A 12813-nucleotide genomic window follows, 5' to 3' on the forward strand; every position below is an offset into this window, starting at 1 on the left:
TCCCCCCATCTCCCCCATCCCCCTATCTCCCTATAGGCTCACGAAAAGTCAGTGTCCAGTTTTGTTTATCGTTGAGTTGGAAGTATAATCCTTGGAGAATCAGCCGCCAGGCGATGCGAGTTCTGATGTAGTTCCTCACTAGATGAGTTCCTGTCTCAGCAAAAACGTCATCAAAGTTTTGCCTGTAACCAGATGGCCTTGAACATTCACTACCGACACCTTTAACTGTTAATATAAAAAACGGTGCTTGCTTGTATTCGTTGGGGACTACAAAAATTCCATACACTTGGTGTTCACCACGCCACGGCTGCACAACAACTTTAGTAGCCTGTACTTGAAATTTTTTGATTTTTGATTTGAGGAAAGCTTCTGAATTACATTCAGAATCATTTATAGGCCAGCATAGAGTAATAATGCTCAATGAAAGCAGCACAATTAAAATATAGAAAAGTTTGCGACGCATAAAGTCTAGAAAAAGCGTTGATGCGGCTATTGACAATATTTTTGGGATAAGCCCTCTTGATTTTCCTGATGGTCTAGGAAACATTTGAAGGGTGAGGAATAAACGTGAAAGAGCAAAAAGCTATTTCTTCCCTCTGCACAATTCAAGAAATCTCACTTAAACTCATCTTTTTATTCTTCAGCGCTTTTTAGCAAAATCAGTTTAAAACAGAATAGTATAGCAAAAACTTAATCATCAAAAGCAAACTTCAGGCTCTGACCTGTTTCCCAGCTTCGACCTTGATTAGTAGTCCAGGTTAAAGCTTGATTGTTGATATATAACAAGTGATGTTATCAAGTGATTGTAAAGAAATGTAAAACTTAGCATTTTTTGCGTAAAAGCCGAAAACGAGCGTGATGATTATTTGTGGGTTCAATAAACAACATTCTCGAAATTAACAACCCATACCTAAAGATTACAGAGAATATTTAAACAGGAAACAGACCAATGATTATTGTCATTAAAGCCGGCACACCAGTAGTAGAAATTGAACGCATCACATTGGAAATTAGCCGTTATGGAATCGCCCCAGAAGTAAGTCTTGGTCAGCAAAAAGCAGTAATTGGATTAATCGGTGATACTGCCGAAATTGACACCAAACAAATTCAAAATATTAGCCCGTTTATTGAGCAAGTTGTACGTATTAAAAAGCCATTTAAACGCGCTTCCTTGGAATATCGTAATGGCGAACACAGTGAAGTAGTTGTTCCCACACCTAACGGTGCTGTTACCTTTGGTCAAAACCATCCAGTAGTTGTGGTGGCTGGGCCTTGTTCTGTAGAAAACGAACAAATGATTGTGGAAACAGCCCAGGTCGTCAAAGCTACAGGCGCACAGTTTCTCCGCGGTGGAGCATACAAACCCCGGACTTCTCCTTATGCTTTCCAAGGTCATGGTGAAAGCGCTCTAGAATTGTTAGCGAAAGCTCGTGAAGCTACAGGTTTAGGGATTATTACAGAAGTCATGGATGCTGCGGAGTTGGAATTGGTAGCTAGTGTTGCCGATGTTATCCAAATTGGTGCCCGCAACATGCAGAATTTCTCCTTGCTGAAGAAAGTCGGTGCGACTGGTAAGCCTGTGCTGCTCAAGCGTGGTTTGGCTGCAACTATTGAAGATTGGTTGATGTCTGCTGAATATATTCTTGCCGCAGGTAATCCTAATGTGATTTTGTGTGAGCGAGGTATTCGCACCTTTGACAAACAGTATACACGTAATACCTTAGATATCTCTGCAATTCCGGTGTTACGGACTCTGACTCACTTGCCGATTATGATTGATCCCAGCCATGCTACTGGTAAATCTGAGTTTGTCCAACCCATGGCCATGGCAGCGATCGCATCTGGTACTGATTCTTTGATGATTGAAGTTCATCCTGACCCTGCTAAAGCTCTTTCAGATGGGCCGCAATCATTGACACTGCCTGCTTTTGAGGAATTAATGCTGGAGTTGGGTGCTTTGGGTAAATTCTTCGGTCGTTGGGCTAAACCCAACAACACTTACACCTCTGCGGCGTTGGCGACACAAGTTACCGCACGGGTTTGAATGTATGGCATTGCTGGCTCGTTTGAGTCAGCAAACTAAAAAAGTAATTTCTGTATGAGTTGCATATTCAGCTTTCTATATCGTGTCCGTAGTAGTACCCGTTTCTAGTTCCCTGAAAATATCAAGAATGTAAATTTTCAGTCACTCTGCATAAAACTTGGTAAACGGATTGATTGATATATGTGGGTTCAAACAGCAAATTTATCTAGAACAAAGAACTACTTGATGGCTGTGTAAAACCCAAAATCAATCACAAATTCAGACTTAAGAGCATGTGAGCAAACACTGTTAACGACAACAACACCTAATAAAATTGGTCAGCCAATTATCTCTACAACTAGCTGCAATTTAAATATAAAATAACCTGCAATGAATACAGTATCTTTAAACACACATCAAACTTCTAACTATTCACCTTCCTTCTTAGGAAATTCAGACAAGACAGTTATTGTTGGTGATCAAAACCTCACAATCGATGAAGTTGTTAGCGTCGCACGTCATGGTAGTTTGGTACGCCTGACCGAGAATCAGCAAGTATTACAAGGTGTTCAAGCTTCCCGTGACTATATTAATAATGCCGTGGAAACTGGCCAGCCAATCTATGGCGTGACTAGTGGCTTTGGTGGTATGGCAAATGTGGTGATTTCTCCTGAATGTGCATCTTTGCTGCAAAACAACTTAGTTTGGTTTCTCAAATCAGGTGCAGGAAAGAGATTACCACTGGCTGATGTCCGCGCCGCTATGTTGTTGCGGATTAACTCACATTTGTATGGTGCATCTGGTATTCGCCTAGAACTTATTCAACGTATGGAGAAGTTCTTGAATGCTGGCGTGACACCCCATGTTTATGAATTTGGTTCCATCGGTGCAAGTGGTGATTTAGTTCCACTGTCCTACATTACTGGGGCGCTGATTGGTTTAGATCCAAGCTATACCGTTGACTTTAACGGTAAAGAAATGGATGCACCAACAGCATTGAAAAAGCTCGGTTTAGAGCCATTGCAACTACTTGCTAAAGAAGGGTTAGCAATGATGAATGGAACTTCTGTGATGACAGCCATAGCTGCTAACTGTGTTTACGATACCAAAACTTTGTTAGCAATAGCGATGGGGGCCCATGCTTTAGCTATCCAGGGTTTGAATGGTACAAATCAATCCTTCCACCCATTTATTCATCAACTCAAACCGCACCCAGGGCAAAAATGGACTGCTTCCCAAATGCTCAACTTGCTTGCAGGTTCCCGGTTAATTCGTGATGAGTTGGATGGTTCCCATGATTATCGCGGTACGCATTTAATTCAAGACCGTTATTCACTGCGCTGTTTACCTCAATATATGGGGCCCATTGTTGATGGTATTGAACAAATTCAAAAACAGATTGAAGTAGAAATTAACTCAGCAACAGATAACCCACTGATTGATGTCCAAAACCAAGCTAGTTATCATGGCGGTAATTTCTTGGGACAGTACATCAGCACAGGAATGGATCAACTGCGTTACTATATTGGCTTGTTGGCTAAACATTTAGATGTACAAATAGCATCTCTTGTAGCGCCAGAATTTAACAACGGACTATCAGCATCTTTAGTAGGAAACCGTGAACGTAGTGTGAATATGGGGTTAAAGGGTTTGCAAATAGCTGGTAACTCGATTATGCCGCTATTGACCTTTTATGGGAATTCTATAGCAGACAGATATCCTACCCATGCTGAACAATTTAACCAAAATATTAATAGCCAAGGTTTTGCTTCAGCAAATTTAGCCAGACACTCAGTAGAGATATTCCAACAGTATATGGCGATCGCGCTGATGTTTGGTGTGCAAGCTGTTGATTTACGCACCTATGCAGTTGCGGAACATTATGATGCTCGTGCTTGCTTATCACCTGCTACTAGAGATTTATATATTGCAGTACGGGATGTAGTCGGACAACCACCTTCAGCTGACCGCCCCTATATCTGGAACGACCACGAACAAGGACTTGATTTGCATATTGCTCGCATTGCCGCAGATATCGCTGCTGATGGACAAATTGTCAGCGCAGTTAAGAATCTTTTTGCCAACTAAAATCGATTGATTTGAGTGACGAATCAATTGCCAAAAGCGTTACAGATCAGCAGAGTTTCGTCACAGTCAACAATATTTTCTGCAACTGAATTAAGTATTTGCAATTATGAATATCGCACATCATGTAGAGCGGGGACATCGCTTATTCCCTGATAAAATTGCCTTGATTTTTGAAGATAAAACTTTCACTTACAAACAGCTTGATGAATTAGCAGGAAGAGTTGCAAATGGTTTAAGAGGATTGGGAATTAAAAGAGGCGATCGCGTAGCTTTATTTCTGCCTAATATTCCTGAGTTTGTAATTGGTTATCTGGGCATTCTCAAAATTGGTGCTATTGCTGTCTCCATCAATGTGATGTTGAAAACAGCCGAAGTCAGTTACATCCTTAACGATTGTGCAGCCAAAGCCATCATCACCACCGAATCCCAAAGTCAGCAGGTTTCCGAAGCAGATTTACCCGAATTAGAACATATCTTAATTGCAGAAGGTCAAGCTCATAAAGGAATTACCTTAGCCCAACTGATGGCAAATGCTTCACCTGAAGCACCAGCAGTCGAAATGGATCGCCATGCGCCAGCTTGTATCCTCTATACTTCAGGTACAACAGGCTTCCCCAAAGGAGCGACTCTGGCTCACGGCAATGTGATTGCTAACAGCTACGCAGCAAATCGTTGTTATCGCATTAGTAGTAGCGATCGCTTGCTGTTGTATTTGCCACTATTCCATTGCTTTGGTCAAAATGCCATTTTAAACACTGGTTTTAGTGCCTGTGCAACCATCGTTCTACAACGTCGTTTTGATTTAGAGAAAGTTCTGCAAACCATCACTGAAAAACAAATTACAATGTTCTTTGGTGTGCCTACAGTATTCATCAAAATATTAAATACTGAAATTCCTGAAAAGACATTCAACAATGTACGTTATTTCTTTTCAGCAGCCGCACCCATGCCTATTGAAATTGCTCAAAAATGGCATGATAAATATGGAATTTTTATCCATGAAGGTTACGGTTTAACAGAAACTTCTCCCTTTGCCACCTATAACAATGATTTGCAATACAAACTCGGTTCAATTGGTACACCGATTGACAATGTAGAAATTCAAATTGTTGATAATTACGGTCATCAAGTACAACTAGGTGAATTAGGTGAAATCCTAGTTCGGGGGCCAAATGTCATGCTTGGTTATTGGAATCGCCCCTTTGAAACTGCGGAAGTAATTCAAAATGGTTGGTTCCATACTGGTGATATTGGGCGCATGGATGAAGAAGGATATTTCTACATCGTTGACCGCATAAAAGACATGATCAACTTGTCGGGATTTAAAGTGTATCCTAGTGAAGTTGAAAACGTCATTTATCAACATCCAGCCGTTGCTGAAGTTGCTGTATATGGTGTACCTGATCCAATTAAAGGTGAAGTAGTTAACACCAACATAGTGCTGAAACCTGGGCACAATATTACGGCACAGCAAATCATTGATTTTTGTTATCAAAACATGGCAGCCTACAAAGTTCCTCATGTAATTCACTTTGTAGATGCACTACCAAAAAATCCAACTGGAAAAGTATTGAGGAGATTGCTAAGACATAATTCTATACAAGATGTTCATCAACCCCAGATATTGTTAAAAAGTTGAATTATTTATTGTTGACAATGTACAACTATTTTTTGGTAAGAAAATACATATTTTAAGGAGTCAATAATGAGTCTTGAATTAATCCAAGCAAATCATGTGGAACAAAAGTATACTGTATTGTTTAAAATAGCTGAATCTCGTTCAGAAACTCGTCAATGTCAGTCTTTGGTTTCAGAAGTTTACTATAAAAAACTCGGTATTAGTTTTTCAGAAACAGAATACGATATTGAAGCAAAAATTGAACTATATCCCCACCATTATCTCATGGGAGTAGTTAATGATGAAATTGTTGCCTGTATGGGGCTATATTTACACAGTACAAATCCTGAAAGATATGGCAAGGTAACTGAACAAGATATTGATCAACTATTAATTGAAGCTGGAGCAGCTAATAGATACTCTGGAAAGCATATAAGAGAACTGAGCAAATTCGTAGTCAAGGATGAGTGGCGAAAAAAGGGATTGGGTAAATTATTGATGGGAGCAGCACATTCTCGAGACTTTATTCATATGAATGAAGAGCAACCACATCTTCTTGTTTCTTGCGCTAATACCTCAATTTTCCAGTACTTTTCTGACACTTTAGAAATTCGTACTCGCACGATTAAGCCAGTTCCCTTCTATAAAATTCATGAATTCTATCGAGCTGATCGTGAAGCAATGGAAAGCCGCCTGACAATTCCAGATATTGATATTCCAGCTAAATGGTATAACGCCACAATACCCGGAGAGTATCAGCTATAAATCTAACTGGTTGCATAAAGATTGCAGACATTGGTGATAAATAACATAGCAACAGCAAAATTATTCAACATTTAGATGGGAAAGTCCAACAATTGAAATTGCATACAAAAGCAAGATTTTCCCACTAAAAACAAACACAGAAATTCATCTAAAAACCATCGAATTGTAGAAAACAAAAAGGAAATCATGGTACAAACAACAGTCAAACGGGATCTATATCAAACCTACGAAAGCAAAATCGAAAACGCCAGAATTAGATTTGAGCAAAACTCAGGATTTGAAGAAATTCTCACAGGGGAAGTAGACCCAAGAGTATTAGAACTATACTTGATTTACTTCAACGCCTTGGGCGTAGCCATGACCGATGTGGTAGAAGACTGGATCAGTAGAGCAGGCGATCGCTGCTTGCAACTAGGATACACAGAATTGGGACAGTTGTTAAAAACCCACGCACAACAAGAAGCCGGACATCATTTGATGATGATTGATGACACCCATGCTTTGGTTTCCAGTTGGAATAATCGTCGCACCCCACAGCAAGATGCACAATGGTTCCTGTCTCAACCCAGAGGTGAAAGTACTCAACTTTACCGCCAACTCCATGAAGATGTGATTGCTAGTGAGACTCCTTTTGCTCAGGTGGCCATTGAGTACGAAATCGAAATGTTGTCTGTGCGCTATGGTTCGCAGTTAATTCAACGATGCCAACAAGTCCTCGGCAACTCGATTATTCAAGGTTTGTCGTTTATGGAAGAACACGTCAGTGTCGATGTTGGTCACACCCAACTCAATGCCAAACTGCTGAAGAACTTTCTGGGCAAGCATCCTGAACACGTCGATGTCATGGTTGAAGTTGGTGCTAAGGCGCTTGATGCTTATGCTGGTTTCCTCAATCACTGTTTACGTTGTGCCCAGCAACATGTTCTGTCTTTAGATTAGGTTGCAAAATTAAATCAAACAGGCTGCATAAAGATTGCAGACATTGGTGATAAATAACATAGCAACAGCAAAATTATTCAACATTTAGATGGGAAAGTCCAACAATTGAAATTGCATACAAAAGCAAGATTTTCCCACTAAAAACAAACACAGAAATTCATCTAAAAACCATCGAATTGTAGAAAACAAAAAGGAAATCATGGTACAAACAACAGTCAAACGGGATCTATATCAAACCTACGAAAGCAAAATCGAAAACGCCAGAATTAGATTTGAGCAAAACTCAGGATTTGAAGAAATTCTCACAGGGGAAGTAGACCCAAGAGTATTAGAACTATACTTGATTTACTTCAACGCCTTGGGCGTAGCCATGACCGATGTGGTAGAAGACTGGATCAGTAGAGCAGGCGATCGCTGCTTGCAACTAGGATACACAGAATTGGGACAGTTGTTAAAAACCCACGCACAACAAGAAGCCGGACATCATTTGATGATGATTGATGACACCCATGCTTTGGTTTCCAGTTGGAATAATCGTCGCACCCCACAGCAAGATGCACAATGGTTCCTGTCTCAACCCAGAGGTGAAAGTACTCAACTTTACCGCCAACTCCATGAAGATGTGATTGCTAGTGAGACTCCTTTTGCTCAGGTGGCCATTGAGTACGAAATCGAAATGTTGTCTGTGCGCTATGGTTCGCAGTTAATTCAACGATGCCAACAAGTCCTCGGCAACTCGATTATTCAAGGTTTGTCGTTTATGGAAGAACACGTCAGTGTCGATGTTGGTCACACCCAACTCAATGCCAAACTGCTGAAGAACTTTCTGGGCAAGCATCCTGAACACGTCGATGTCATGGTTGAAGTTGGTGCTAAGGCCCTTGATGCTTATGCTGGTTTCCTCAATCACTGTTTGCGTTGTGCCCAGCAACATGTTCTGTCTTTAGATTAGGTGACTTTACCCTAATCAGTAAACGCTAGCTGCCACCCTCAAGGGTGCAGCTATGTAAGTTTAGACTTCTTTTGTAATCATCATATTACAACCCTAAACCAAGCTGTAGCCTGTAACTTTAGGTTCACAATCAGAGAAATTGATCAGCAAGCTGAGAGAAAATACTTCTATGATTCGGATTACGCGGTTAAACCATGCAGTTCTTTATGTACGTGATGTAGAACGTTCATCTCAGTTCTACCAGTCAATTTTTGGTTTTACAGAGGTTGCTGCTGTACCAGGAAGAATGGCCTTCCTTCGGGCAATTAACTCCAATAATCATCATGATCTAGGGTTAATTTCACTGGGTTCTCAAGCTCCATCCCCACCATTAGGGGCAATTGGTCTTTATCATTTGGGATGGGAAGTGGAAACAATTGAAGAGTTATCAACAGCTGCTCAGTTACTACAAAAGCTAGGTCTTTTACGTGGTGCTAGTGATCATGGTGCTTCCAAATCACTATATGCTCAAGATCCAGATGGTCATCAATTTGAGATTCTGTGGCAAGTTCCGAAGGAAGTATGGGGTCAGTTAGAGAATCAAGTTTTTGTGGCTCCACTGAATTTAGAGCAAGAGTTGAAGCATTATAGTTCCCTTACTTAATTGACAGTGAGTAACAAAAGTGTAGGGTTGTCAATAATGTTAGATGCTTGTTTACAACAATACTTAAGTATAAAATTTGTATAAATTTTCTAATTAAAAAGACTCCTTGTCTATTAATTCAGTAGCGAAATATGGGATAAACATTTAGAGACTACTCAATCTCAAATTTTCGTAAACGCTGACACTACGAAAGGTTATATGCAGAAGCAAAATTTACAACTCTCTAAAAAAGGTACACAACTTGTCTGCAAAACTGTTACAACGTTCAGTATTGGCATAACTGTTGCATTGAGCATGTTGGGAAACCCAGCAATAGCTGGCTCTTTGGTGAGAAAGAATGTTGTTGACTTGACCCCACAGGAAAAGACAGACTTTGTTAATGCCATCAAAGCTTTAAAAACTACAATTCCCGAAGGTAGCACCCTGAGCATTTATGACCAATTTACCGCTACCCATGTAGGTGCCATGGCCATGATGTCAGAAGATGCAACAGGCCCAGGAGGTATGATTGATGCTGCCCATACCAATGCTGGTTTTTTGCCTTGGCATCGTGAATATTTAGACCGATTTGAAAAAGCTTTGCAATCAGTCAACCCCAACGTTACTATTCCCTATTGGGATTGGACAGATCCAAAAGCTATTGACGTTATTTTTCAACCTGACTTTTTAGGATCAAATGGCTCAGGAGTAGTAGTGAACGTCCCAGGTCGAGGAGATTTTGAGGGAGGGCCTGTTCAGTCTGGTAATTTCTCAGAAGCTGATGGTTGGGTACTCAATCCGGATTTACATTTTGACCCAACTACAAATCAAACTCTAGGTACATCACTCATACGTTTTCTGCAATTACCTCCTGGTGATGCTTATCCCATACCTCAGCAAGAAATAGATCAACTTCTTGCTATTGACAACTACGATTTGTTTCGCCCAGCGCTAGAAGGATTTATTTCAGTCGGGCAGAATGGTCAAATCACCGGTGGAGCTTTTTTACATAACTATATTCATGGCTTGGTAGGTGGAGTCCAAATTACCGGAATTGATCCAGTTACAGGCGTACCTGCTATCCAACCTTTAGGGACTTTCAGCAGTGTTCCTAGTTCTCCCAACGATCCTGTATTCTGGATTCATCATGCCAACGTAGATCGTCTGTGGGCGGAATGGCAAGCAAACGGTCATGCAGGCAGCGATTTTTATCCCTCTACAGGACAGCCATACGGACACAACCTCAATGATCCTATGTGGCCTTGGGATGGAGGTCAGTCTCAACCAGGAACAATTGGCCCAGGAGACATAAAATCTTACTTACCTATTCTCAGCCCTGATGATATTGTCACACCCAAAGACACTCTGTCCATCAGAGATTACGGTTACACTTATGACACCATACCAGAAGGTAGTTCTACATTAGGTCTGTTAGCTTTAGGTGTTTTGGGTGGAGCTTCCTTGTGGCAACGTCAGCAATTATCCCGCAAAAATAAAGCTTTGATTGCTCAGCCATTGACGGCAACTAGGGATTAGAAAATTTGTTAGTAAATTGACAAATTAATCTCAGGCTTTTTGCGGTGGATAATATAAACTAATTTTTGCTTGGTAATTTCACCTGATATTTACCTCTGCAAAAAGCCAAAAATTAGTTATTTCAAAATTAATTTTTACCAAAAAGGGGAAAAGAAAAAGGGGAAGGGGAAGGGAATTAAAGTTAAAACTTTTCCCCACATGGTATAAAGCCCCCTATCTTAATTGCCCAGAATATTCAAATCAGATTTTACCAGAGACGTAGTGCTATAAAAATCAGCGTCCATACTTGAAACCCCTATCTCAATTGTGGGGTTCCCTCCCCCTTTCTCCGTTCCCCTTCTTCATTTTGTTCTTTTTGCAGAATTTATCTTATTTGGCAAACTGCAAATATATTGTTTGTATGCAAAAAATCTTTAACTATTAAATTAACTTACAGGAATTTTATGGATAACTTATCACTTTCAAAACATACATATAAACACCTGAGTATGTCAAGACAGTCTGGAGAATGGCGGGTAAGGGGACTCAGAGGCGCAACTACAAGCCAAAATTCAGTAGCAGCAATTACTGCGGCTGTAGATGAATTATTGGATGCGCTAGAGGCAAACAATTCTTTAGATCCTAGCGAAATTGTTAGTGTCACCTTTTCTGTAACTTCCGATTTAGATGCAATATTTCCGGCGGCGGTGGCGCGTCGTCGTCCAGGCTGGGATGAAGTTCCTTTGTTGGATGTGCAACAAATGCAGGTTGTTGGTAGCTTACAATTCTGCATTCGCGTGCTAATTCACCTCAACACGCCTTTACCGCAAAATGCATTACATCATGTTTATTTGCGCCACGCTGCCAAGCTACGCCCAGATTTGGCACTGTTAAGTTAAGCTGACGCTATTTATAGTAGTTAGAGAAATATTATGCTCCCAGCAAAGCTTCAAGAAATTGACCAACAAATTATTGATTTATTAAGCAAAAGAATAGCAGTTTTGGCAGAATCAGCACCAATTTCTTTAGAGGCACAAATTGCTAATTTTGCATTTTACCTTGCCCAATGTGGTGTTCCAGAGTCGATTTGGAAAAACATTGTCATGGATTGTGCTGCTGTCACCACTGCATCTTTACCTGTTAATAGTGTTCAACCCCGACGGGTTACCTTAGTTGGTGGAAACGGTATGATGGGACGCTTCTTTAGGGAAAGGTTATCAGCCGCAGGTCATCAAGTCTGTATTCTCGAACAAAGTGACTGGGATGATGCTGAATTTCTGTTAGCAAGAGCAGATTTAGTTTTAATTTGTGTTCCGATTGAATACACAATAGAGGTAATTCATAAATTAGCTAACTACCTTGAGCCTAATACTGCTTTGGCTGATATTGCTAGTATTAAAACTCCTATTTTACAAGCCATGTTAGAACATCACAAAGGGCCCGTTATGGGTTTGCATCCGATGTTTGGGCAAGGTATCCAATCGTTCTTGTCTCAAAAAGTTGTGGTCTGCCCTGGTCGTGAAGATTTTGCTTTTCAATGGCTACTGGATTTAATTGAAAATGAAGGTGGCAAACTAATTTTGTCCACTCCAGAAGAACATGACCAGATGATGATGGCTGTTCAAGCAATTAGGAATTTTAAGACCTTTAGCTTTGGTGTTTTCTTAAAAGAAGAAGAGATTAATATCCATCGTAGTTTAGATTTCTCTAGCCCAATTTTCCGTTTGGAAATTGGTATAGTTAGCCGCTTGCTGGCTCAATCTGCACCTTTGATTGTAGACATTATGTTAGCTACTCCAGAGCGCCGTGAAGCTATTTGCAGATTAGCAAAAACTTATGAGCGGTTGGCGAAATTAGTTATCCAAAACGATCGCGATACCTTGATTTGCGAGTTCAAAGCCAGCCATAGCTTTGTTGGAGAAGAGTTGAACGGTGCTTTAGAGGAAAGTACTCATGTAATTAATGCTTTGAGTATTTTTCAAGCAGCTAAGGAGGCTGAACAAAAACATCTTAGTTTCAGCGGGAATACTAGAGAAGCTCAGTTGACTTATCATTGAGGGTGCAGGGGTGCAGGGGTGCAGGGGAGTGAGATACTACTTTTGGGTGTAACTTATATAAAGTATTAAAAGACACAATTATCTGCTATATTCCCCTAATCACTAATAGGGGAAAATTTTGATGAGTAGCAGATGGAAAAATCTCAAGCTAGTTGGTAGTTGCTTTTGCGCGATCGCTCTAACACAGTTTTTTGCCAGCAAGACTCCTGTACGCGCGGCTGATACTGTTGTGGT

At 40.5% G+C, this 12813-nt stretch carries 11 protein-coding genes; 10 read left to right on the plus strand and 1 reads right to left on the minus strand.

What is annotated here, in order from left to right; translation table 11 throughout:
- Nucleotides 1–22 precede the first annotated feature (22 nt).
- The gene (locus tag I8748_RS05025) at nt 23–463 is read right to left on the minus strand and encodes a hypothetical protein (protein WP_198123564.1); all 441 of its coding nucleotides are present in this window, start codon (nt 461–463) and stop codon (nt 23–25) included.
- Between the two features lie 486 nt (nt 464–949).
- Between I8748_RS05025 and aroF the strand changes: the two genes are divergently transcribed.
- From aroF to tyrA, 10 genes are all read left to right on the plus strand, one after another.
- Nucleotides 950–2044, plus strand: coding sequence for a 3-deoxy-7-phosphoheptulonate synthase (gene aroF / locus I8748_RS05030; protein WP_198123565.1), 1095 nt, complete (start codon nt 950–952; stop codon nt 2042–2044).
- A 369-nt stretch (nt 2045–2413) separates the two neighbouring features.
- Nucleotides 2414–4111: an HAL/PAL/TAL family ammonia-lyase gene (locus I8748_RS05035; RefSeq protein ID WP_198123566.1), complete on the plus strand. Its 1698-nt coding sequence runs from the start codon at nt 2414–2416 to the stop codon at nt 4109–4111.
- A 106-nt stretch (nt 4112–4217) separates the two neighbouring features.
- On the plus strand, nt 4218–5750 hold the full coding sequence (locus I8748_RS05040) for a long-chain-fatty-acid--CoA ligase (protein WP_198123567.1): 1533 nt from the start codon (nt 4218–4220) through the stop codon (nt 5748–5750).
- A gap of 66 nt (nt 5751–5816) precedes the next feature.
- Complete coding sequence (locus I8748_RS05045; RefSeq protein WP_198123568.1) at nt 5817–6494, plus strand: GNAT family N-acetyltransferase; 678 nt, start codon at nt 5817–5819, stop codon at nt 6492–6494.
- Nucleotides 6495–6680: 186 nt separating this feature from the next.
- Nucleotides 6681–7433, plus strand: coding sequence for a hypothetical protein (locus I8748_RS05050; protein ID WP_198123569.1), 753 nt, complete (start codon nt 6681–6683; stop codon nt 7431–7433).
- A gap of 199 nt (nt 7434–7632) precedes the next feature.
- Nucleotides 7633–8385, plus strand: coding sequence for a hypothetical protein (locus I8748_RS05055; RefSeq protein ID WP_198123569.1), 753 nt, complete (start codon nt 7633–7635; stop codon nt 8383–8385).
- A 169-nt stretch (nt 8386–8554) separates the two neighbouring features.
- Nucleotides 8555–9028 (plus strand): VOC family protein, encoded by a 474-nt coding sequence (locus tag I8748_RS05060; RefSeq protein ID WP_198123570.1) that lies wholly within the window; start codon nt 8555–8557, stop codon nt 9026–9028.
- A gap of 198 nt (nt 9029–9226) precedes the next feature.
- Nucleotides 9227–10543, plus strand: a complete 1317-nt coding sequence (locus I8748_RS05065; RefSeq protein WP_198123571.1) for a tyrosinase family protein — start codon at nt 9227–9229, stop codon at nt 10541–10543.
- Nucleotides 10544–11031: 488 nt separating this feature from the next.
- Nucleotides 11032–11421, plus strand: a complete 390-nt coding sequence (aroH, locus tag I8748_RS05070) for a chorismate mutase (protein WP_225896319.1) — start codon at nt 11032–11034, stop codon at nt 11419–11421.
- A gap of 33 nt (nt 11422–11454) precedes the next feature.
- Entirely contained in the window at nt 11455–12579 is a 1125-nt protein-coding gene (gene tyrA / locus I8748_RS05075) for a bifunctional chorismate mutase/prephenate dehydrogenase (RefSeq protein WP_198123573.1), read from the plus strand.
- Nucleotides 12580–12813: the final 234 nt, after the last annotated feature.

The organism is Amazonocrinis nigriterrae CENA67 (genome assembly GCF_016056305.1).
Classification (GTDB): domain Bacteria; phylum Cyanobacteriota; class Cyanobacteriia; order Cyanobacteriales; family Nostocaceae; genus Amazonocrinis; species Amazonocrinis nigriterrae.

Excerpts from the sequence above, each read along its gene's own strand:
- I8748_RS05050 (WP_198123569.1), top strand. The coding sequence starts at position 6,681 with ATGGTACAAACAACAGTCAAACGGGATCTATATCAAACCTACGAAAGC.
- I8748_RS05045 (WP_198123568.1), top strand. The coding sequence starts at position 5,817 with ATGAGTCTTGAATTAATCCAAGCAAATCATGTGGAACAAAAGTATACT.
- I8748_RS05065 (WP_198123571.1), top strand. The coding sequence starts at position 9,227 with ATGCAGAAGCAAAATTTACAACTCTCTAAAAAAGGTACACAACTTGTC.
- aroF (WP_198123565.1), top strand. The coding sequence starts at position 950 with ATGATTATTGTCATTAAAGCCGGCACACCAGTAGTAGAAATTGAACGC.
- tyrA (WP_198123573.1), top strand. The coding sequence starts at position 11,455 with ATGCTCCCAGCAAAGCTTCAAGAAATTGACCAACAAATTATTGATTTA.
- aroH (WP_225896319.1), top strand. The coding sequence starts at position 11,032 with ATGTCAAGACAGTCTGGAGAATGGCGGGTAAGGGGACTCAGAGGCGCA.
- I8748_RS05060 (WP_198123570.1), top strand. The coding sequence starts at position 8,555 with ATGATTCGGATTACGCGGTTAAACCATGCAGTTCTTTATGTACGTGAT.
- I8748_RS05025 (WP_198123564.1), bottom strand. The coding sequence starts at position 463 with ATGCGTCGCAAACTTTTCTATATTTTAATTGTGCTGCTTTCATTGAGC.
- I8748_RS05035 (WP_198123566.1), top strand. The coding sequence starts at position 2,414 with ATGAATACAGTATCTTTAAACACACATCAAACTTCTAACTATTCACCT.
- I8748_RS05055 (WP_198123569.1), top strand. The coding sequence starts at position 7,633 with ATGGTACAAACAACAGTCAAACGGGATCTATATCAAACCTACGAAAGC.
- I8748_RS05040 (WP_198123567.1), top strand. The coding sequence starts at position 4,218 with ATGAATATCGCACATCATGTAGAGCGGGGACATCGCTTATTCCCTGAT.